Source organism: Roseateles sp. GW821-FHT09H10 (assembly GCF_059415865.1).
In genome coordinates, this window is record NZ_JBWKOB010000004.1 from 103652 (window position 1) to 124200 (window position 20549).

Genomic DNA, 20549 nt, shown 5'->3' on the forward strand with positions numbered 1-20549 from the left:
TGTGACTCAATGAGGGAAGGGCCAGAGTCTGAGCTTTTCCTTGGCCGTAGCCCAGAGCCGCGCGAGGCCGTGCGGTTCCTTGATGAGGAAGAACACGATGAGGGCGCCGAAGATCATCAGCGCCAGGTGCGATGCGGTGGCCGTGTCCATGGGCAGGCCGGTCCAGTAGGGCAGCTTGTCCAGGATCAGCGGCAGCACGACGATGAAGGCCGCGCCGAAGAAGGCGCCGGAGATCGAGCCCAGGCCGCCGATGATGACCATGAAGAGCAGGTCGAAGCTGCGCGTGATGCCGAAGGCCGCCGGCTCCCAGGAGCCCAGGTGCACAAAGCCCCACAGCGCGCCGGCCACGCCGATGATGAAGCTGCTGACGGCGAAGGCGCTGAGCTTGGCCTGCATGGGCCGGATGCCGATGACGCTGGCCGCCACGTCCATGTCGCGCATGGCCATCCACGAGCGGCCGACATGGCCGCGCACGATGTTCTTGGTGATCAGCGCAAACAGGACGACCAGGCCCAGGCACAGCAGATAGCGCGCCGCCGGCGACTCGACCGGCAGGCCGAAGAGATGGAGGTTGGCGACGCTGACCGAGCCCGAGGTCGAATCATTGGTGACCCACTTCAGCCGCAGGCAGGCCCAGTCAACGAAGAACTGTGCCGCCAGCGTCGCGACCGCGAGATACAGGCCCTTGATGCGCAGCGATGGCAAGCCAAAGGCCACGCCCAGCACGGTCGCGCCCAGCCCGCCAGCCAGCAGCGACAAGATCAGCGGCATGCCCTCGATGCGTGCCTGGCAGTTGTAGGCCACATAGGCGCCCACCGCCATGAAGGCGCCCGAGCCCAGCGAGATCTGGCCGCAGTAGCCGACCAGCACATTCAGGCCCAGGGCCGCCAGGCTGAGGATGAGGAAGGGGATGAAGATGGCGCGCAGCAGGTATTCGCTGGACACCATCGGGATGACGACAAAGGCAGCGATCAGCATCAGCGCCATCGCGATGCGGTCCTGCCGGATGGGCAGGATCTGGCTGTCTGCCGAGTACGAGGTTTTGAACTGACCGTTTTCTCTGTACAGCATGGTTCAAACCCGATCGATGATCTTCTCGCCGAAGAGCCCTTGCGGCCTCACCAGCAGCACCACAAGAACGAGCACGTAGCCGAACCAATATTCGATGCCACCACCCAGCATCGGCCCGAGATAGGCCTCCGAAATCTTTTCCCCCACGCCGATCAGCAGCCCGCCAACGATGGCGCCGGGCACGCTGGTCAACCCGCCGAGGATCACCACCGGCAGCGCCTTCAAGGCCACCAGCGACAGCGAGAACTGCACACCCAGCTTGCTGCCCCAGATCATCCCGGCGACCAGCGCGACAAAGCCGGCCACGCTCCAGACGATGACCCAGATGCGCGACAGCGGGATGCCTATGCTCTGCGCGGCCTGGTGGTCGTCCGCGACGGCGCGCAGCGCGCGGCCGGTGGCGGTCTTCTGGAAGAACAGGCTGAGACCGGCCACAAGCGCCGCGGCGATCAGGGCGGCATAGAGGTCTTCCTTGCTGACGAGGATGCCGCCCTCAAACGTCTGCTCGAACAGGAACATCGGGTCCTTGGGCAGGCCGATGTCGATCTTGTAGATGTCGTTGCCGAACAGCATCTGGCCCGCGCCCTCGAGCAGATAGGCAATGCCCAGCGTGGCCATCAGCAGCGTGATGCCCTCCTGGTTGACGAGCTTGGACAAGGCCAACCGCTCCACCAGCCACGCCACGACCACCATGACGGCCAATGCGCCGGCAAAGGCCAGCACATTGATCAGCACCTTGCTGTCCATGCCCGTCAGCTTGGGCAGCCACTCGGCAAAGCGCGCCATCGCCAAGGCCGCGAACAGCACCATGGCCCCTTGGGCGAAATTGAAGACGCCGCTGGCCTTGAAGATGAGCACAAAGCCGAGGGCGATCAGCGAATACAGCATGCCCGCCATCAGGCCGCCGATCAGGGTTTCGAGGAAGGGTCCCATCACAAGCCCCCCCCGAAGCGCCTGCGGCGCCTCCCCCCAGGGGGCGCAGCCAGCAGCCCGGCAAAGCCGGTTCCGCGGCAGCCAGTCGGTCCAGGCACTACGCAGCTTGAAGTGTGTTCGGTAGCCATCGTGTTCAGTGCCCCGCGCCTAAGTAAGCCTTGATCACGTCTTCATTGCGGCGCACCTCATCCGGCGCGCCGTCGCCGATCTTCTTGCCGTAGTCCAGCACGACGACGCGGTCGGAGATGTCCATGACCACGCCCATGTCGTGCTCGATCAGCACGATGGTGGTGCCGAACTCATCGTTGACGTCGAGGATGAAGCGGCACATGTCCTGCTTCTCCTCCACGTTCATGCCGGCCATGGGCTCGTCCAGCAGCAGCAGGCAGGGCTCCATGGCGAGGGCTCGACCCAGGTCGACGCGCTTCTGCAGGCCGTAGGGCAGGCGGCCGACCGGCGTCTTGCGGTGCGCCTGGATCTCGAGGAAATCGATGATGCGTTCCACCTGTTCGCGCTGCTCGGTCTCCTCGCGCCGCGCGGGCCCGAGGTGCAGGGCCTGCCAGAACAGGCCGCGCTTCATGCGCAGGTTGCGGCCGGTCATGATGTTGTCCAGCACGCTCATGCCCTTGAACAGGGCCAGGTTCTGGAAGGTGCGCGCCACGCCCATCTCGGCGACCTGGCGCGGGCTCATGCCGTGATAGGTCTTGCCGCGCAGCGTGATCAGGCCTTGCTGCGGCTGGTAGACGCCGTTGATGCAGTTCAGCATCGAGCTCTTGCCGGCGCCGTTGGGGCCGATGATGGCGCGGATCTCGTGCTCGCGGACATCGAAGCTGATGTCGGTCAGCGCCTTCACGCCGCCAAAGGCCAGCGAGATGTTCTTCACGTCGAGGACGACGTCGCCGATCTTCTTGACGGTCATGCCGCTGCACCCTTCACGGCTGGAAAGGTCTTTGCCTCGACGATGCGCAGGTCGGCCGCGACCATGGACGTGCGGCCGTCCTCGAACTTCACCTGCGTCTCGATGTACTGCGAGACCTTGCCTGCATACAGCGCGTCGATCAGCACGCCGTACTTCTCGGCGATGGCGCCGCGGCGGACCTTGCGCGTGCGGGTCAGCTCCCCGTCGTCGGCGTCCAGCTCCTTGTGCAGCACCAGGAAGCGGCTGATCTGGCTGCCGGCCAGCAGTTCGTCCTGGGCCAGGTCGGCATTGACCTTCTGCACGCAGTCGAGGATCAACTCATAGACCTCTGCGCGCTGGGCCAGGTCGGTATAGCCGGCGTACGCAAGGTTGCGGCGCTCGGCCCAGTTGCCGACGGCCTCGAAGTCGATGTTGATGAAGGCGCAGACCTTCTCGCGCTTGTCGCCGAAGCAGACCGCCTCCTTGATGTGGGGAAAGAACTTCAGCTTGTTCTCGACGTATTTGGGCGCAAACATCGCGCCGTCGAAGCTGCCGCCCATCAGGCGTCCCACATCCTTGGCGCGGTCGATGATCTTCAGGTGGCCGCCCGGCGTCAGGAAGCCGGCGTCGCCGGTGTGGAACCAGCCATCGGCCGTCAGCGCTTCGGCCGTCGCGGCGTCGTTCTTGTAATAGCCCTTGAGCAGGCCGGGCGAGCGCACCAGCAGCTCGCCGCTGTCGGTCAGCTTGATCTCCACGCCGTCGATGGGCACGCCCACCGTGTCGGCTCGCGCCTCATGGTCGGGCTGCAGGCAGACGAAAACGGCGGTCTCGGTCGAGCCGTAGAGCTGCTTGAGATTGATGCCGATGGCGCGGTAGAAGCTGAACAGGTCGGGGCCGATGGCCTCACCCGCCGTGTAGGCGACGCGCACGCGCGAGAAGCCCAGGGTGTTGCGCAGCGGGCCGTAGATCAGCACATCGCCCAGCGCATAGGCCAGGCGGTCCAGCAGGCCGACGGGCTGCTTGTCCATCAGCCGCGGGCCGACGCGGCGGGCCAGCGTCATGCAGCGGTCGAACAGCCAGCGCTTGATCGCCGACGCATCCTCCATGCGGATCATGACCGTCGTCAGCAAGCCCTCGAAAACGCGCGGCGGCGCGAAGTAATAGGTCGGGCCGACCTCCTTCAGGTCGATGCTGACGGTGGACGCCGACTCCGGGCAGTTCACGACATAGCCGCAGGCCAGCCACTGCGCGAAGCTGAAGATGTTCTGGCCGATCCAGGCCGGCGGCAGATAGGCCAGCACCTCTTCGTCGGCCGTCAGCTTGTCGAAGCGCTGGCCGGCCTGCGCGCGGTCGATCAGCGTCGCATGCGTGTGGATGACGCCCTTGGGGTTGCCCGTCGTGCCCGAGGTGAAGAAGAGCGCGGCCACATCGCCGGGCTGGCCGGCGGCCACCTCTGACGCGAAGAAGTCGGGCCGCTGGGCGCGCGCCGCGTGGCCCTGCTCGATCAGCGCGTCCAGCGAGGCCAGGCCCGGCTCGTCATAGTTGCGCAGGCCGCGCGGGTCGTCGAACCAGATGCATTTCAGCTGCGGGCACTGCTCGCGCAGCTCCAGCAGCTTGTCGACCTGCTCCTGGTCCTCGACGACGGCGAAGGCAATCTCGGCGTTGTTCAGCGGGAAGACGAATTCGGCCGCGACGGCGTCCTGGTAGAGCGGCACCGGCACGGCGCCCAGGGACTGGGCGGCCAGCATGGTGGCATACAGGCGCGGGCGGTTCTCACCCACGACGACGAGGTGCTCGCCACGGCGCAGGCCGGCCGCCGACAGGCCCAGGGCCAGGTCTTGCACCAGGGCGGCGAGCTGGCTCCAGCTCAGCGTCTGCCACACGCCAAAGGCTTTCTCGCGCAGCGCAGGCGCGCCGGGGCGGCGGGTGGCGTGGTCCAGCAGGAGCCGTGGAAAGGTCGCGGTCAAGCCTGTCTCCGTTGCGGAAGCTCAAGCCCCCGTCTGTGAGCGCATTCTGGTCATGACTTTGACGCCCATCTGTCGGTACGACGACAATTTAGGGGCTTTCACGACCCAGACTTTCCCACCCCTCACCTTTGACATGGCCGACACCCCGCTGAGCCTGCGCCAACGCGCCCGCCGGCCGACGCCGGCCGAGCTGGATGCCATTCCCTGGCTGAAGCTGCTCGAGGGCCCACAGCGCGAACTGGCGGTCACGACGCTCGAGGTCGGCGATGCCGAACCCGGCGAGCGCCTGTGCCGCATCGGCCGGCCGGCCACGCTGTGGTTCGGCGTCGTCGATGGCCTGCTGAAGATGAACAACGACGACTCCATGGGCCAGGCCGTCACCTTCACCGGCATCCCGCCGGGGGGCTGGTTCGGCGAAGGCACCCTGCTCAAGCGCGAGGTCTACCGCTACAACATCCAGGCCCTGAGGCCCAGCGTTGTCGCGGGCCTGCCCATCAACAGCTTCCATGCCCTGCTGGACGGCAGCATCGCCTTCAACCGCTTCGTGCTGGACCAGCTGAACGAACGCCTGGGGCAGTTCATCGCCGCCCGCGAGACGGACAGAATCCACGACCCCGACGTGCGCGTCGCCCGCAACCTGGCCGCCCTCTTCCACCCGACGCTCTACCCGGGCGTGGGCAACTGGCTGCGCATCACCCAGCAGGAGCTGGGCTATCTGGTGGGCCTGTCACGCCAGCGCGTGAACCAGGCGCTGAACCGCCTGGGCGGCGCCGGCCTGATCCGCATCGAGTACGGCGGGCTGCGCGTGCTGGACCTGCAGGGGCTCAGGCGCTTCGATCCAGGCCCGACCTGAAGCGTTGCGGTGAGAGCTGCGCAGCCGTGACGCCCATATCGGCCAGGTCTTGCGGCAACGCCCGCCCGAGGGCAAGGGCCGCAGCGGCGCGACCCAGCGCAGGTGACGTCTGGATGCCATAGCCGCCCTGCCCAGCGCACCAGAAGAATCCCGGCGCTGAAGCCTCGAAGCCGACCACCGGCGAACGGTCGGGGCTGAAGACGCGCAGCCCCGCCCAGCGGTGGCGCACGCGGCGCACGGGCTGGCCGGTCAGCGTCTCGAAGCGGTCCACGGCGATGGCGACGTCCAGCTCCTCCGGCTGGGCGTCGCAGGGCGGGCTGGGGGTTTCATCGGCGGCCGAGATCAGCAGCAGGCCGGCGTCGGGCTTGAAGTACTGGCTCTCATCGATGGCGACGACGGCCGGCCACAGCGTCGCATCGACGCCGTCCGGCAGGTCGATGAGGACGGCCGTGCGGCGCAATGGCTGCAAGGGCACGGGTGCGACGCCGGCGAGGGCCGCCACCGCGTCAGCCCAGGCGCCGGCCGCATTGATGACGACGCCGGCGCGGAAACTGCCCGTCGCCGTGTGGGCCAGCCAGCTCGAACCCTCACGCTCCAGCGCCTGCAGGCCGCTGCCGAGATGCAGTTCGGCGCCGGCGGCACGCGCATTGCGCAGAAAGCCCTGGTGCAGCAGGTCGACGTCGATGTCGGCCGAGCTCGTGTCCAGCAGCGCGCCCGCCACCTGCTCGCGTTGCAGCACCGGCACGCGGGCCAGCACCTCGTCCACGCTCAGCGTCGTCGTGCGCTCGCGCACGTCCGCGTCGGCCGTGAAGCTGGCCACCAGATCGAGCTGACCGGCGCCGACCAGGAAGAGGGTGTGCCGCTCGCGCAGCAACGCCTCCTTGACCATGCCCTGCGAAGGCGTCAGGAAGTAGGGAAGGCTGGCCCGCGTCAGCGCCCGGATGGTGGCATTGCCATAGAGGGCCGAGTACAGCGCCGCCGAGCGGCCGGTGGAGTGATAGCCCGCATGGGGTTCGGCTTCCAGCACGGCCACACTCGCGCTGCCCGCCAGCGAGGCCGCCACCGAGGCGCCCGCGATGCCGGCACCGATGACGATGCAGTCCACGTTCTTGGTCGTCGCTGTCTGTTGGCCCATGGCTGTTTGCATGCAATTTTCCAATTTGGAAAATAACTGTACCATCACGAAAATCGTTGGGCAATGATGAAACCGGCGCTCACCGTGCCGTTTGAAGGAGATCGAGTGGACGCTTCCGTGCAAGCCCGCGCCCCCGCGCAGTGGTTCGGCCAGCCTCGCGGCCTGGTGGTGCTCTTCCTGACCGAGATGTGGGAGAAGTTCTCCTTCTACGGCATGAAGGCGCTGCTGATCTATTACATGATCCGCCACCTGCAGTTCCCGCAGGCTGATGCCTCGCTGATCTACGGCGCCTACGCGGGCGGCGTCTACCTCACGCCCATCTTCGGCGGCTACCTCGCCGATCGCTGGCTGGGCCGGCGCCGCGCCATCCTCATCGGCGGCTCACTGATGGCCCTGGGCCATTTCACGCTGGCCTTCGAATCGGCCTTCTTCGCCGCCCTGCTGCTGATCGCCCTGGGCAACGGCCTCTTCCTGCCCAACCTGCCCAGCCAGGTCGGCGACCTCTACGAAGAGAACGACCCGCGCCGCGGCGGCTCCTACAACATCTACTACGTCGGCGTGAACCTGGGCGCCCTGTTGGCGCCGCTTGTTTGCGGCACGCTGGGCGAGGTGTACGGCTGGCACTACGGCTTTGGTGCGGCGGGCATCGGCATGTGCGTGGGCCTGGCCATCTATGTGCTGGGCGCGCGCCATCTGCCGCCGGACCGGCCGCGTACCGACGAGCCTGCGGCCACTTCGTCCTCCGGCTTCTCCGCCGCCAGCGTGCTGCCACTGCTGCTCGTCGGGCTGGCGGTCATCGTCTTTCGCAGCGGCTACGAGCAGAGCGGCAACACGCTGGCGGTCTGGGCCGAGACCGGCGTCGACCGGGCGCTCGGCGGCAACACGGTGCCGGTCACCTGGATGCAGTCGCTCAACCCCTTCTTCGTCTTCCTGTTCACGCCCTTCGTCATTGCCGGCTGGCGGCGCGCGGCCGAACGTGGGCGCGAACCCTCATCGCTGGCCAAGATGTCCCTGGGCGCGGCCGGCGTGGCCCTGTCCTATCTGATGCTGGCCCTGCTCGCCTCCACGCATGGCGGCACGCCGGTCAGCATGGGCTGGGTGGTGGCCTTCTTCGTCGTCTACACGCTGGCCGAGCTCTACATCCTGCCCGTGGGCCTGGGCCTGTTCGCGCGGCTGGCGCCCCGAGGCATGGGCGGCACCTTTGTCGCGGCCTGGTTCCTGGCGTCGTTTGGCGGCAACCTGCTGTCGGGCGTGGTGGGCCGCTACCTGGAGCCCCTGGGGGCAGCCGGCTTCTTCGTCGTGCTGGGCGTGATCACGGGCGTTGCCGCGGCGGCCTTGTTCGCGCTGCGGCCGGCGCTCAAGCGGGTGGAAGACGCAAGAAAAGCGGCTAGCGCCTGAGGTTCGCCACGGCTTTCGCCTTGGGTTTGGCGGGTGCCTTGGCCACCTTGGCCGCCTTGGCCGGCGCGGCCGGCTCGGGAGCCGCGAGCCGCTGCGAGGCCTCGACGAAGTGGTGCGACATCACGTCGCCACTGCCGTTGCGCGGCGCGCAGGTCGCCACCAGACGGCAGGTACCTTCCGACGCCTTCAGATAGGCGTGGCCCATCTCGCTGTCGAAGAAGATGGAGTCGCCCGGCTTCAGGATGACGGGCGCATAGAGCTCGGAGTGGAAGGCCACCTCGCCCTCGATGACAAAGGCGAACTCCTCGCCGGGATGGCGGATGAGATCGCCGAACTCGGCCTTGAACTCCTCCAGCGTGCGCGCCCTGACCTCGGCGATCAGCGGCGTGAAGCGCTTGTTCAGCAGCTCCGACGCGAGATAGGTCTGCTTGTAGCTCTGGGTGTCGACGACCTGGCCGTCGCCCGCACGGTGCACCACGCGCCGGCCACCACCGCTGGGCGCGGGCCGCGCGCCTTGCGCGTCCTGCAGCAGTTCGGCCATGTCCACGTCGAAGCCGCGGCTGAGCAGCATCAGCTTGTCGTAGGACAGGGAGACATTGCCTTTTTCCAGTTTGGACAACGTCGACACCGCCAGGCCCGTGCGCTCGCTCACCTGGGCCAGGGTTAGGCCGAGGCGCTTGCGCACGCTGCGGATGTGGTCGCCGGGAGAGGTCGTGGAAGCCATGTCTCTGGGAGAGATCTGGGGAGAGGGAGTCGTTTCATCTTAGGCCATGGCCACCCGCGGGCCGCCTGCTCGCTTGCCCTGAGCCAGGTTCTGCGTTTCATCTAAGGTTTACACCAATGGGAAAGAATTTTCCAAATTGGAAACTTCGTAGATCAAACAACCTATCCCCATCCTGGAGCTGCCATGAGCCGGTCCTTCCCTCGCACCCACCTGAAGCCCCTCGCCGCGCTGCTGATGCCCGGCCTGGCCGCCCTGTGCGCTTCCTCGCCCGTGTGGGCGCAGGCCCAGGCGGCCACGGCTGACGGCAGCAAGGCCGAGGTCGAGAAGCTCGACGTCGTGACCGTCACGGCCACGCGCCGCCGCGAGCCGGTGCGCGACGTGCCGCTGCGCGTCGAGACCCTGGGCGCCGGGCCGATGGAGCGCGCCGGCGCCACCTCGCTGAGCGACTATGTGGGCGGCCTGCCCGGCATCGACGTGAAGACCTCGGGCGGCCCCGGCCGCAATGCCGTCACCATGCGCGGCGTCAGCGTCGGCGAGCAGCAGATCGCCACCGTCGGCATGTATGTCGACGAAGTGGCCTTCGGCTCCAGCAGCGCCTTTGTCGGCGGCGCCAACACGGCCCTGGACCTGTCGCTGCTGGACCTGAAGCACATCGAGGTGCTGCGCGGCCCCCAGGGCACGCTCTACGGCGCCGGCGCCATGGGCGGCCTGTTGAAGTACGTGACCCATGAGCCCGACAGCTCGCAGTTCTCCGGCAAGGTGGGCGTGGGCGCGCGCCAGAGCCGTGGCGGCGCCCTGGGCCATACCGAGCACGCCGTGCTCAACGTGCCGCTGAGCACGGATGTGGCGGCCCTGCGCGTGGCGGCCTTCAACGACCACGAGGGCGGCTATGTCGACGCCGTCGGCAAGGCCGCGGGCGAGCACATCAACGACGGCAACACGCGCGGCGCACGGGTGTCGCTGCTGGTCGAGCCCATGTCCAAGATGAAGCTGCGCCTGGCCCACACCCAGCAGAACATCCAGCGCAACGGCCTCAACGTCATCGAGTACGACGCCGCCAAGGGCCAGCCGATCCATGGCGACCTGACCCGCCACCTCGACACCGGCGAGGCCTACCGGCTGAAGACGCGGCTCTCGTCGGCCGATTTCGAGTACGACTTCGGCTGGGCCCGTTTCAACGCCATCGCGTCCACGCAGAGACTGGACAGCGCCACCGGCCAGGACGCCACCGCCCTGCTCGGCGGCAACCCGGCCTTCGACTTCGTCTCCCTGGACAACGCCTTCAGCCTGCGCAAGCAGACCCAGGAGCTGCGCCTGACCTCGCAGCGCGGCCCCATCGAATGGCTGCTGGGCTTCTACCGCACCAAGGAGACCGGCCACGTCGGCCAGCGCCTGTGGGCCCAGCTGGCGGGCGGCGGTGGCGACATGACGCTGACCACCACCGGCCAGCCCTCGGCGTACCGCGAGCGTGCCTTCTACGGCGACCTGACCTGGAATATCGACCCGACCTGGTCGCTGACCCTGGGCGCCCGCGTGGCCAGGAACGACCAGGTCTACACCGTCTACGTCAACGAGGCCCTGAACTCCTCGGCCCCCAGCGAAGACACGGCCAAGACCTATCTGGCCACGCTGCGCTATGCCATCGACAAGCGCAGCAACCTCTATTTCCGCGCCGCCAGCGGCTACCGCCCGGGCGGCCCCAACTCACCGGCCATCGACGCCAACGGCCAGGTCATCCCTGGCACGCCCGCCACCTTCGGCCACGACACCTTGTGGAGCTATGAGCTGGGCTACAAGGCCGACCTGCTGGACCGGCGCCTCAACCTCGAGGCCGCCGTCTTCAACATCGACTGGAAGGACCTGCAGCAGCCCAAGGCCGTCGGCGCGAGCACCATCGTCGTCAATGCCGGCAAGGCGCGCGTGCGCGGCCTGGAGCTGGCGGCGCACTACAAGGTCGATGCCCACTGGCAGCTGGACGGCAGCCTGGCGTACACCAATCCCAAGCTGACCGAAGGTTCCGAGGCCCTGGGCCCCTCGGGTTCGCGCCTGCCCAACACCGCCAAGCTGGCCTTCACGCTGGGCGCCCGCTATGCCTTCGATCTGGCCGGCAACCCGTCCTATGCCGGCTTGAACGTCCGCCGCGTCGGCCAACGCAATGCCGGCTACGACTCCGCCGGCAGCTCGGTGCCCAACTTCAGCCAGCCGGCCTACACGCTGGTGGACGCGCAATGGGGCCTGGAGATGGGCCGCTGGCAGCTCGCCACCTTCGTGCGCAACCTGACCGACAAGCGCGCCATCCTCGGCGCCGACACGGCCCTGACCGCCTTCGGCCTGCCCCTCAACGTCACGACGGTGGCGCCGCGCACGGTGGGCGCCAACCTGACCTTCAACTTCTGACCCTGGACCTCCCATGAAGCAGTTGTTCACCCGCCTGCATGCGCTGGCCCTGGCGCTGACCCTGGCGCCCTTCGCAAACGCCCAGACCGGCCCCGCACCGGCCGTGACGCCGCCCGCGGCCGTCACCGCGCCCGACACGACGACGGCCAAGCCCGCCGCGCCCAAGGCCGGCACGGCCCTGACTGCTGTCGACGTCGAAGCCTTCGTCGACGGGCTGATGCCCAGCGCTCTGCGCGCCGCGCGCGTACCGGGCGCCGTCGTCGTCGTCGTCAAGGACGGTCAGCCCCTGCTGCAGAAGGGCTATGGCCTGGCCGACTGGGACAAGCACATCCCCGTCGACCCGCACAAGACGCTGTTCCGCCCCGGCTCGGTTTCCAAGCTCTTCACGTGGACGGCCGTCATGCAGCTCGTCGAGCAGGGCAAGCTCGACCTCGACACCGACGTCAACAACTACCTGGACTTCAGCATCCCGGGCCGCAACGGCAAGACGCTGACGCTGCGCCATGTGATGACGCACACGACGGGCTTCGAGGAGACGGCCCGCGACCTGCTGACGTATGACACCGCCGGCCCCGACCTGGGCAAGGTGCTCAAGGGCTATATCCCGCCCTATGTCTACGACCCCGGCACGACGCCCGGCTACTCCAACTACGCGACGGCCCTGGCCGGCTACATCGTGCAGCGCGTCAGCGGCAAGTCCTTCGACGACTACATGGACCAGCAGGTCTTCGGCCCGCTGGGCATGAAGCAGTCGACCTTCCGCCAGCCGTTGCCGGACGCACTCAAGGGCCAGATGTCCCAGGGCTACATGACCTGGGACGACAAGCCCAAGGGCTTCGAGGTCATCAGCATGCCGCCGGCCGGCAGCATGTCGGCCCCGGGTTCCGACATGGGCCGCTTCATGCTGGCCATGCTGCAACAGGGCAAGCTGGGCGACACGCAGATCCTCAAGCCCGAGACCGTCAAGCAGATGTTCGGCCAGCTGACCCGACCCCTGCCCGGCCTGTCGGGCATCGGCCTGGGCTTCTACGAGCAGAACATCAACGGCCATCGCGTGCTGGCCCATGGCGGCGATACCGTCCTCTTCCACAGCGACCTGCTGCTCTTCGTCGACGACGGCATCGGCCTGTATGTGTCGGTCAATGCCGCCGGCCATGAGCGCCAGGGCGCCTGGCTGCGCGACAAGCTCTTCGAGTCCTTCGCCGACCGCTACCTGCCCGATCAGCGCCCGGCCACCAAGCCGGAGGTGGACGAGGCCACGGCCAAACAACACGCCCAGCAGATGGCCGGCAACTACCGCAACACCCGCCGCGAGGACTCGACCTGGCTGTCGGTGCTGCAGCTGCTGGGCCCGGTCAAGGTCCAGGCCCTGGAAGATGGGCGCCTGTCCATCGAGCTGGCCGGCTCGCGCAGCAACTACCGCGAGGTGAAGCCTTATTTCTGGGAGGAGGAGCACGGCAAGCGCCGGCTGCAGGCGGTGGTGGAGAACGGCAAGGTCAAGCACTGGGGCCTGGAGCCCTATGTCTTCGCCTTCATCTTCGAGCCCGTGCCCTTCATGGCCAGCCCGCTGGTGCTGGTGCTGATGGGCCTGGCCATCGCCACGCTGCTGTTGACGACGCTGCTGTGGCCCGTGGCCGCCGTGCTGCGCCGCCGCCACCATGTGGCCGTGCCGCCGGCCAGGCAGGTGACCTGGGTGCGCGGCGCCAGCGTGGGAGCGGTGGTGGCCCTGGGCCTGTGGGGCTGGGTCGTGGCCCTGCTGGAGAGCCTGGGCGATGCGTCCCTGCTGCTGCCGCTGGCCCAATTGACGCTGGCGGCGTCGGCCATCGGCGGCCTGGTCGTGGCTGGCCTGCATGCCCGCCAGGTGCTCAAGGTCGGCGACAAGTGGAGCAAGGCGCTGGCCGTGGTCTGGGTGCTGGCCTTTGCCATCCTGCTCATCGTCAGCCTGAGCCACCATCTGATCGGCGTCAACCAGAACTATTGATATGAGCAAGCCCATGCGGCTCTTCCTCGGCGGGCTGGTGCACGAGACCAGCAGCTTCTCGCCCCTGCCGACCAGCGTGCAGTCCTTCCGCGAAGGCGTGCTGATCCACCGCAGCGACCCGCGCGCGCTGCAGCAGGTGGCGGCCCAGCCCAATCTGATGGGCGTCATCGCCGCGGCGGCGCGCCAGGGCGACACGCTGCTGCCGGGGCTGTATGCCGAGGCCCAGCCGTCCGGGCCGCTCTCACGCGCTGACTACGAAGCGCTGCGCGACGAGTTGCTGGCGGACCTGCGCGCCTCGGCGCCGGTCGACGCCGTGCTGCTGGTGCTGCACGGCGCCATGCTGGCCGAGGGCTATCACGACTGCGAAGGCGACCTGCTGATGCGGGTGCGCGAAGCCATCGGGCCGGAGGTGCCGCTGGGCGCCCTGCTGGACCTGCACTGCAACCTCAGCCCGGCCATGCTGGAGTCGGGCGCGGCGCTGGTGGCCTGCAAGGAGTACCCGCACATCGACTATGCGGCCCGCGGCGAGGAGTTGCACGCCATGCTGGGCGCCATGGTGCGCGGCGACCTGGCGATCAAGGCCCACTGGAAGCGCGTGCCGCTGCTGGGCATCTTCGGCACCACGGTCGCGCCGATGAGCGATTTCGTCGCGCGGCTGAAGGACAGCGAAGACCGGCTGCCGGGCATCCTGTCGGTGTCGGTGCTGCACGGCTTCCCCTGGGCCGACACGCCCCACACCTGCGCGGCCGTGCTGGTGCTGGCGGAGGACTCACCGGCTGCCGCCGGCGTGGCGTCTGACCTGCTGGAGGAACTCGCCGAGGCCTTCTACGGCATGCGCGAGACGGCGGCGGCCAAGCGTCTGCCTCTGAAGGACGCGCTGGATGCCGCCGAAGCCGAGATGCGGCTGGCGCGTCCCGGTCCCGTCGTGCTGGCCGATACGGCCGACAACGCCGGCGGCGGCGCGGCGGGCGACAGCACCTTTGTGCTGCGCGAACTGCTGGACCGCGGCATCCGCGATGTGGCCCTCGGCATGATCTGGGACCCCCAGGCCGTGGCCATCGCCACGTCGGCCGGCGTCGGCGCGCGGCTGCCGCTGCGCATCGGCGGCAAGGTGGGGCCGATGTCGGGCGACCCGGTGGATCTGGAGGTGGAGGTGCTGGCCTGCCGCGAGGATGCCCGCCAGCGCAGCCTGACGCCCGGTGGCACCGATCCTCTCGGGCCTTCGGTGGCGGTGCGAGCCCAGGGCATCGACATCGTGCTGAACAGCATCCGCCAGCAGGTGTTCTCGGCCGAATGCTTCACCCAGCTGGGCATCAACCCGGCGGCCAAGCGGCTGGTGGTGGTCAAGTCGACCCAGCACTTCCGCTCGGGCTTCGACGCGATGGCCGCGGCGGTGGTCTATGCCGACTCGCCAGGCAGCCTGCAGGCCAATATCGGCAGCCTGCCCTTCAGGCATTTGCCGCGGCCGGTCTGGCCTATCGATTGATCAGGGCGGTCAGGCCGCGAAAGCGACCGCTTCGGGTTCACCGTGCGGCAGCGTGGCCCAGCGGTCGGCGCCCAGCTCGTAGAGCAGGGCCGCGGCGCTGCCGGGGCCGTCGGCCAGGGTGCCCTTGAGGCGCAGGCCCAGGCCTTCCAGCGTCTTGCGCGTGGGGGCGTTGCTGGGCAGCACGGCGGCGACGACGGCGGCTTCGTGATGCTGCTCGAAGGCCTGGGTCATCGCGTACTGGGCCATCTCGGACGCCAGGCCGCGGCCCCAGGCCTGGGGCGTGATGCGGTAGTAGAGGTAGAGGCCGGCATGGCCGGCGACGCTGCGGTGCATGAGGCCGCCGAAACCGATGAGGTTGTCGGGCTGCTCGCGCTCGGCGATGGCCCAGTGGCCGAAGCCGCGGGTCTGCCAGTGATTGATCCAGGATTGGAGCTGGGCTTCGATGGCTTCGCGGCCATGAGGCGTGGCGGCGGCACAGAAACGGTTCACCGCCGGATCGGCGTGCAGGGCCGTCAACGTGTCCAGATCGCTGTCCCTGGGCGGGCGCAGCACCAGGCGGCGGGTGACCATGGCCGCCGGCACGGCGGCGACGGGCTCGCTGAACTCAAACTGGACCATCTAGTCAGAAACTCGGTAGAAACCCGGGGAGGGTAGCGGCGAGTCGACTCGGGCGAAAGCCCGCGGCAGCGGGAGTTGTCGCAAAACCGTCACAAAACCACGTAAAGACGCTCAGCCGGCCCGGGCGTAGCGGCTGGGCGACTGCCCGACCTGCCGCGAGAAGGCGGTGCTGAAGGTGCTGGTCGACCCGTAGCCCACCCTTTCGGCCACCTCGGCCACGGCCAGGCCGTCGTGGCGCAGCAGGCCCTTGGCGATCTCCATGCGCCAGGCCAGCAGATAAGCCATGGGCGCCGCGCCCACGGTGCGGCTGAAGCGCTCGAAGAAGGCCGAGCGCGACAGCGCCGCCACGCCGGCCAGTTGCTCCACCGTCCAGGCATGGTCCACGCGGGCATGCAGTTGTTTCAGCGCGGGCGCCAGCCTCTCGTCTCCCAGGCCGCGCAGCAGGCCGGGCGGGGCGCTGCCCGCCGTCGTCCAGCGCATGGCCTCGACGAGCAGCATGCCCACCAGGCGCGACAGCATGAACTCGTTGCCGGGCTGCTGGCCCTCGTACTCCTCGCCCACCATCCGCACGAGCTGGGCCAGTCGGCTGGATCCCTGCACATGGACGATGCGCGGCAGCAGCGAGACCAGCAGCCCCGGGTCGGCGCCGTCGAACAGAAAGGCGCCACCCAGGGAGCGCATGTCGGGTTCGCCCTCCGGATCGCCATGGCGCCGTTCGCCGTCGCCACCCGGCACCCGCTTGGGGTCGATGTGCACGGCCGGCGCGGGGCCGAAGCTGGAGAGGGTGAAGGGCGGCGTGCTGGGCAGCAGCACGAAGTCGCCAGCGCTGAGCGTCACGGGGTCGCACCCGTCCACGGCCAGCAGGCAACTGCCTGCCAACATGATGCAGAAGCTGGGCTGGCCGTACTCGGCGTAGCGCACCGCCCATTCGCCCTTGCCACTGATGAGGTTGGCGAAGACGGCCCGCGGCTGCAGCAGCCTGACGACTTCGGTGACGGGGTCGCTCATGGCCCGATTCTGCGCCATCAGGACTTTGGCTAAAAACTTCAAGACGATTGCATATAGATCGTCCTGCATCCTGTCCCTATCGTGAGGTCCTCGTCACCCACTCTGCAAGGAACCCTCATGAAAACCGTCCTCATCACCGGCTGCTCCTCAGGCTATGGCCTGGAAACCGCCCGCCACTTTCTGGCCCAGGGCTGGAAGGTCATCGCCACCATGCGCCAGCCGCGCGAAGACCTCCTGCCCCGCTCCGACCGCCTGCGCGTGCTGGCCCTGGACGTGACCCGGCCCGACAGCATTGCCGCCGCCGTCTGGGCCGCCGGCCCCATCGATGTGCTCGTCAACAACGCCGGCATCGGCGCCGTCGGCGCCTTCGAGGCGACGTCCATGGAGATGGCGCGAGAGATCTTCGAGACCAACACCTTCGGCGTCATGGCCATGATGCAGGCCGTCATCCCGCAGTTCCGCGAGCGCCGCTCGGGCGTCATCGTCAACGTGACCTCCAGCGTGACGCTGGCGGCCATGCCGCTGGCCGGCGTCTACACGGCCAGCAAGACGGCCATCACCGGCCTGACCGGCTCGGTGGCGCATGAGCTCGCCGCCTTCAATGTCCGCGTCAAGCTGGTCGAGCCCGGCTATGCGCCGACCACCCGCTTCGCCGAGAACGGCGCCGCGCGCATCCAAGGGCTCATCCCCGATGCCTATAGGCCCTTTGCCCAGCCCATCTTCGCGGCCTTCGCCCAGCCCTCGGCGATCACGACCGAGCAGGACGTGGCCGAGGCGGTCTGGCAGGCCGCCCATGACCGCTCGGAGCGCCTGCACTTCGCAGCCGGAGCCGACGCCATCGCGCTGGCCAACGCCGCCTGACAACCCCTGTTCGCCCGCGGAGCCCTCATGAAGCGATCTCACGCCACCTTCTTCGGCACCCTGTCCATGGCCGCCCTGTCGGCCCTCTGGATGGCGGGCTGCGCCAGCGTGCGTGGCGCCACGCCCCCGGCACTGAGCCCGCGGCCCCTCTCCGACGTCGCCGCCAGCACCGTGGACCCACGGCGGCCCACCATCGCCCTGGCCCTGGGCGGCGGCGGCCTGCGCGGCTTTGCCCACCTGGGCGTGCTGCGCGCGCTGGAGGAGGCCGGCATCCAGCCCGACATCGTCGTCGGCACCTCGGCCGGCGCCGTGGTGGGCGCGGCCTATGCAAGCGGGCTGTCGGCGGCGCAGATCGAGGCCATCGCGGGCGGCGTCAAGCTGTCGTCGCTGATCGACCTGACGGCCAGCCGCAGCGGCCTCATGCGCGGCGACCACATCGCCCGCTGGGTCAACCAGATCACGGCCGGCGCGCCCATCGAGAACTTCCCGCGCCGCTTCGCCGCCGTCGCGACGGACCTGAAAAGCGGGGCCACCCTGCTGCTCGACCAGGGCTCACCGGGCCGCGCCGTGCAGGCCTCGGCCGCCGTGCCCGGCATCAATGTGCCGGCGGCCTATCCCGGTGGGCATCTGGTCGATGGCGGCGTCAGCAGCCTGGTGCCGGTGCGCGCGGCCCGCGCCCTGGGCGCCGACATCGTCATCGCCGTGGACATCAGCTGCCAGGGACCCGGCCATGAAGGCCTGGACGCACCGGCCATCCTGCTGCGCGTGATGCAGGCCCAGAGCTGCGCGGTGGCCAGGCCCGAGATGGCCGAGGCCGATGTGCTGATCGCACCGGCGGTGCGCGTATCCGGCCTGTCCGCCAAGGACGAGCAGCAGGCCGCCATCGCGGCGGGCTACACCGCAGCGGTGGCTGCCCTCCAGCGCGTCAGGCCCCGGATCGGGGCCTGATCAAGTCAACCCGTCAGCAGCGCATTGACACGGCGCACATAGGCGGCCGGGTCTTCCAGATGGCCGCCCTCGGCCAGCACGGCCTGGTCGAACAGCACTTGGGCCAGGTCGTCGAAGTGGTCGCTGCCGTCCAGCTTCTTGACCAGCGCATGCTCGGCGTTGATCTCCAGCGTCGGCTTGCTCTCGGGCGCGTTCTGGCCGGCCTGCTTCAGCAGGCGCGCCAGGTGCCCGCTCATGTCGCCCTCTTCCACGACGATGCAGGCGGGTGAGTCGACCAGGCGGGTCGTCACGCGCACATCCTTGGCGCGATCCTTCAGCGCCTCTTTCAGCTTGTCGATGAGCGGCTTCAGGCTCTCGGCAGTCTCTTCGGCCTTCTTCTTCTCGTCCTCGTCCTGCAGCTTGCCCAGGTCGACGGCGCCCTTGGCGACGGACTGCAGCTGCTTGCCTTCGAACTCGTAGAGGTGGCTGAGCATCCACTCGTCGACGCGGTCCACCAGCAGCAGCACCTCGATGCCCTTCTTGCGGAAGATCTCCAGCTGCGGGCTGTGCTTGGCGGCGGCCAGCGAGTCGGCGGTGATGTAGTAGATGACGTCCTGACCTTCCTTGGCACGGCCGACGTAGTCCGCCAGGCTGACGTTGGCGTCGGCATGCGTGGACGCGAAGCGGAACAGCTTGGCCAGGCGCTCCTGGTTGGCGTGGTCTTCGCCGATGCCTTCCTTCAGCACCTGGCCGAAGTCGGTCCAGAAGGCCGCGTACTTGTCCTTGTCGGCCTGGTCTTCACTGTTGGCCAGGCTTTCCAGCATGCCGAGCACGCGCTTGGTCGAGCCCTCGCGGATGGCCTTCACGTCGCGGCTTTCCTGCAGCAGCTCACGGCTGACGTTCAGCGGCAGGTCGGCCGAGTCGATGACGCCCTTGACGAAGCGCAGGTAGACCGGCATCAGGGCCTCGGCGTCGTCCATGATGAAGACGCGCTTCACGTAGAGCTTCACGCCGCCGCGCTTGTCCCGGTTCCACAGGTCGAAGGGCGCCTTGGCCGGGATGTAGAGCAGCTGGGTGTATTCGCTGCGGCCTTCCACGCGGTTGTGCGTATAGGCCAGCGGTGCCTCGCTGTCGTGGCTGATCTGCTTGTAGAACTCTTCGTACTGCTCGGGCGTGACTTCGCTCTTGCTGCGGCTCCACAGCGCCGAGGCCTTGTTGACGGGTTCCCACTCGTCCTTGATGACCTGCTTGGCGTTGTCGGCGTCCCACTCTTCCTTCTTCATCAGGATGGGCAGGGAGATGTGGTCGCTGTACTTGGCGATGGTCGACTTGACGCGCCAGGTCTTCAGGAACTCCTCCTCGCCGTCACGCAGATGCAGGATGACGTCGGTGCCGCGGCCGGGCTTGGTGATGGTCTCGAGGTCGTACTCGCCGGTGCCTTCGCTGCTCCAGCGCACGCCCTGGTCGGCGGGGAAGCCGGCGCGGCGCGTCTCGACGGTGATGCGGTCGGCGACGATGAAGCCGGAATAGAAGCCCACGCCGAACTGGCCGATCAGCTGGGCGTCCTTCTTCTGGTCGCCTTCGAGCTTGGCCATGAACTCACGGGTGCCGCTCTTGGCGATGGTGCCCAGGTGCGAGGCGGCTTCCTCGGCGCTCATGCCGATGCCGTTGTCGCTGATGGTCAGCGTCTTGGCCTCTTCGTCGAAGCTGACGCGCACTTCCAGGCTGGGCTGGTCCTCGAACAGGGCCGCGTTGTCCAGGGCCTCGAAGCGCAGCTTGTCGCAGGCGTCGCTGGCGTTCGACACCAGCTCGCGCAGGAAGATCTCCTTGTTGGAGTAAAGGCTGTGCGTGACGAGGTGCAGGATCTGCTTGACTTCGGCCTGGAAGGCGTGGGTTTGCTTGGTCATGGCGGGGGAAATCCGTGAACGAAAACGCGGCCTACATGAGGCCGCGCGGGGTTGAGTTCAAGAGGCTAGTAAGACACGGCAAGGCGGGGCACGTCGACCTTGATCAAGGCCTTGGACAGCGAACCGGCCGCCGCGCGGGCGTAGTCCAGCGCCCAGGCCTGGTCGGCAAAGGCCGCGGGGCCGGCCGCCAGCGCGATGCCGACGAGCTTGTCGGCCAGCAGCACCTTGCCCGAGCCGCGCAGGGGCTCGCACTCCAGGCGGACGAAGTTCTCGTCCAGCCAGCGGCGCGCGGCCTCGAAGCTCAAGACCTCGGTGCCGTCGAGCTGGATGTCGACCGGCGCGCCGGTGGCGAAAACAACGGTGATCCGGGCTTGCATGGCCCGGA

At 68.3% G+C, this 20549-nt stretch carries 17 protein-coding genes; 7 read left to right on the forward strand and 10 right to left on the reverse strand.

All coding sequences use genetic code 11. From position 1 onward, the window contains the following. Positions 1–6: 6 nt before the first annotated feature. From AC07OY_RS18955 to AC07OY_RS18970, 4 genes are all read right to left on the reverse strand, one after another. Positions 7–1071 (reverse strand): branched-chain amino acid ABC transporter permease, encoded by a 1065-nt coding sequence (locus AC07OY_RS18955; protein ID WP_495044172.1) that lies wholly within the window; start codon positions 1069–1071, stop codon positions 7–9. A 3-nt stretch (positions 1072–1074) separates the two neighbouring features. Continuing rightward, the gene (locus AC07OY_RS18960) at positions 1075–2004 is read right to left on the reverse strand and encodes a branched-chain amino acid ABC transporter permease (RefSeq protein ID WP_495044173.1); all 930 of its coding nucleotides are present in this window, start codon (positions 2002–2004) and stop codon (positions 1075–1077) included. Between the two features lie 133 nt (positions 2005–2137). Beyond that, complete coding sequence (locus tag AC07OY_RS18965; protein ID WP_495044174.1) at positions 2138–2923, reverse strand: ABC transporter ATP-binding protein; 786 nt, start codon at positions 2921–2923, stop codon at positions 2138–2140. Continuing rightward, entirely contained in the window at positions 2920–4869 is a 1950-nt protein-coding gene (locus tag AC07OY_RS18970) for an AMP-dependent synthetase/ligase (protein WP_495044175.1), read from the reverse strand. The genes AC07OY_RS18965 and AC07OY_RS18970 overlap by 4 nt, the downstream gene beginning before the upstream one ends. Positions 4870–5002: 133 nt before the next feature. Here AC07OY_RS18970 and AC07OY_RS18975 point away from each other — a divergent pair, with 133 nt between their 5' ends. Further along, a complete protein-coding gene (locus tag AC07OY_RS18975; RefSeq protein WP_495044176.1) occupies positions 5003–5722 on the forward strand; it encodes a Crp/Fnr family transcriptional regulator in 720 nt (239 codons plus the stop codon). On the opposite strand, the gene AC07OY_RS18980 is transcribed toward AC07OY_RS18975, so the two are convergent. Next, complete coding sequence (locus AC07OY_RS18980) at positions 5694–6857, reverse strand: NAD(P)/FAD-dependent oxidoreductase (RefSeq protein WP_495044177.1); 1164 nt, start codon at positions 6855–6857, stop codon at positions 5694–5696. The two genes, AC07OY_RS18975 and AC07OY_RS18980, sit on opposite strands and share 29 nt — an antisense overlap. A 105-nt stretch (positions 6858–6962) precedes the next feature. On the opposite strand from AC07OY_RS18980, the gene AC07OY_RS18985 reads away from it, so the two are divergent. Next, a complete protein-coding gene (locus tag AC07OY_RS18985; protein ID WP_495044178.1) occupies positions 6963–8255 on the forward strand; it encodes a peptide MFS transporter in 1293 nt (430 codons plus the stop codon). On the opposite strand, the gene AC07OY_RS18990 is transcribed toward AC07OY_RS18985, so the two are convergent. After that, positions 8245–8979 carry a helix-turn-helix domain-containing protein gene (locus tag AC07OY_RS18990; protein ID WP_495044179.1) on the reverse strand — a complete coding sequence of 245 codons (735 nt, stop codon included), beginning with the start codon at positions 8977–8979 and terminating at the stop codon, positions 8245–8247. The genes AC07OY_RS18985 and AC07OY_RS18990 overlap by 11 nt on opposite strands. Positions 8980–9162: 183 nt before the next feature. On the opposite strand from AC07OY_RS18990, the gene AC07OY_RS18995 reads away from it, so the two are divergent. The 3 genes from AC07OY_RS18995 to AC07OY_RS19005 are packed head-to-tail and all read left to right on the forward strand — an operon-like array spanning position 9163 to position 14843. Then, positions 9163–11376, forward strand: a complete 2214-nt coding sequence (locus tag AC07OY_RS18995; protein WP_495044180.1) for a TonB-dependent receptor — start codon at positions 9163–9165, stop codon at positions 11374–11376. A gap of 13 nt (positions 11377–11389) precedes the next feature. Then, positions 11390–13357: a serine hydrolase domain-containing protein gene (locus AC07OY_RS19000; protein WP_495044181.1), complete on the forward strand. Its 1968-nt coding sequence runs from the start codon at positions 11390–11392 to the stop codon at positions 13355–13357. A 1-nt stretch (position 13358) separates the two neighbouring features. Further along, positions 13359–14843, forward strand: a complete 1485-nt coding sequence (locus AC07OY_RS19005; protein ID WP_495044182.1) for a M81 family metallopeptidase — start codon at positions 13359–13361, stop codon at positions 14841–14843. 9 nt (positions 14844–14852) lie between these two features. Here AC07OY_RS19005 and AC07OY_RS19010 read toward each other — a convergent pair whose 3' ends face one another. Together AC07OY_RS19010 and AC07OY_RS19015 are read right to left on the reverse strand one after the other, a co-directional pair. Next, positions 14853–15461: a GNAT family N-acetyltransferase gene (locus tag AC07OY_RS19010; protein ID WP_495044183.1), complete on the reverse strand. Its 609-nt coding sequence runs from the start codon at positions 15459–15461 to the stop codon at positions 14853–14855. A gap of 111 nt (positions 15462–15572) precedes the next feature. Further along, positions 15573–16469 (reverse strand): AraC family transcriptional regulator, encoded by an 897-nt coding sequence (locus AC07OY_RS19015; protein ID WP_495044184.1) that lies wholly within the window; start codon positions 16467–16469, stop codon positions 15573–15575. Positions 16470–16586: 117 nt separating this feature from the next. Here AC07OY_RS19015 and AC07OY_RS19020 point away from each other — a divergent pair, with 117 nt between their 5' ends. Both AC07OY_RS19020 and AC07OY_RS19025 read left to right on the forward strand, forming a co-directional pair. Further along, positions 16587–17330, forward strand: a complete 744-nt coding sequence (locus AC07OY_RS19020; RefSeq protein ID WP_495044185.1) for an SDR family oxidoreductase — start codon at positions 16587–16589, stop codon at positions 17328–17330. A gap of 27 nt (positions 17331–17357) precedes the next feature. Then, positions 17358–18278, forward strand: a complete 921-nt coding sequence (locus tag AC07OY_RS19025; protein ID WP_495044186.1) for a patatin-like phospholipase family protein — start codon at positions 17358–17360, stop codon at positions 18276–18278. A gap of 5 nt (positions 18279–18283) precedes the next feature. Here AC07OY_RS19025 and htpG read toward each other — a convergent pair whose 3' ends face one another. Together htpG and AC07OY_RS19035 are read right to left on the reverse strand one after the other, a co-directional pair. Next, positions 18284–20164 (reverse strand): molecular chaperone HtpG, encoded by a 1881-nt coding sequence (gene htpG, locus AC07OY_RS19030; protein WP_495044187.1) that lies wholly within the window; start codon positions 20162–20164, stop codon positions 18284–18286. Between the two features lie 65 nt (positions 20165–20229). Continuing rightward, positions 20230–20541 (reverse strand): hypothetical protein, encoded by a 312-nt coding sequence (locus AC07OY_RS19035; RefSeq protein WP_495044188.1) that lies wholly within the window; start codon positions 20539–20541, stop codon positions 20230–20232. Positions 20542–20549: the final 8 nt, after the last annotated feature.

Coding starts and splice junctions, on each gene's coding strand:
- AC07OY_RS19005 (WP_495044182.1), top strand. CDS start 13,359: ATGAGCAAGCCCATGCGGCTCTTCCTCGGCGGGCTGGTGCACGAGACC.
- AC07OY_RS18955 (WP_495044172.1), bottom strand. CDS start 1,071: ATGCTGTACAGAGAAAACGGTCAGTTCAAAACCTCGTACTCGGCAGAC.
- htpG (WP_495044187.1), bottom strand. CDS start 20,164: ATGACCAAGCAAACCCACGCCTTCCAGGCCGAAGTCAAGCAGATCCTG.
- AC07OY_RS19000 (WP_495044181.1), top strand. CDS start 11,390: ATGAAGCAGTTGTTCACCCGCCTGCATGCGCTGGCCCTGGCGCTGACC.
- AC07OY_RS18975 (WP_495044176.1), top strand. CDS start 5,003: ATGGCCGACACCCCGCTGAGCCTGCGCCAACGCGCCCGCCGGCCGACG.
- AC07OY_RS18965 (WP_495044174.1), bottom strand. CDS start 2,923: ATGACCGTCAAGAAGATCGGCGACGTCGTCCTCGACGTGAAGAACATC.
- AC07OY_RS19035 (WP_495044188.1), bottom strand. CDS start 20,541: ATGCAAGCCCGGATCACCGTTGTTTTCGCCACCGGCGCGCCGGTCGAC.
- AC07OY_RS18995 (WP_495044180.1), top strand. CDS start 9,163: ATGAGCCGGTCCTTCCCTCGCACCCACCTGAAGCCCCTCGCCGCGCTG.
- AC07OY_RS19025 (WP_495044186.1), top strand. CDS start 17,358: ATGAAGCGATCTCACGCCACCTTCTTCGGCACCCTGTCCATGGCCGCC.
- AC07OY_RS18960 (WP_495044173.1), bottom strand. CDS start 2,004: ATGGGACCCTTCCTCGAAACCCTGATCGGCGGCCTGATGGCGGGCATG.
- AC07OY_RS19020 (WP_495044185.1), top strand. CDS start 16,587: ATGAAAACCGTCCTCATCACCGGCTGCTCCTCAGGCTATGGCCTGGAA.
- AC07OY_RS18980 (WP_495044177.1), bottom strand. CDS start 6,857: ATGGGCCAACAGACAGCGACGACCAAGAACGTGGACTGCATCGTCATC.
- AC07OY_RS19010 (WP_495044183.1), bottom strand. CDS start 15,461: ATGGTCCAGTTTGAGTTCAGCGAGCCCGTCGCCGCCGTGCCGGCGGCC.
- AC07OY_RS18990 (WP_495044179.1), bottom strand. CDS start 8,979: ATGGCTTCCACGACCTCTCCCGGCGACCACATCCGCAGCGTGCGCAAG.
- AC07OY_RS19015 (WP_495044184.1), bottom strand. CDS start 16,469: ATGAGCGACCCCGTCACCGAAGTCGTCAGGCTGCTGCAGCCGCGGGCC.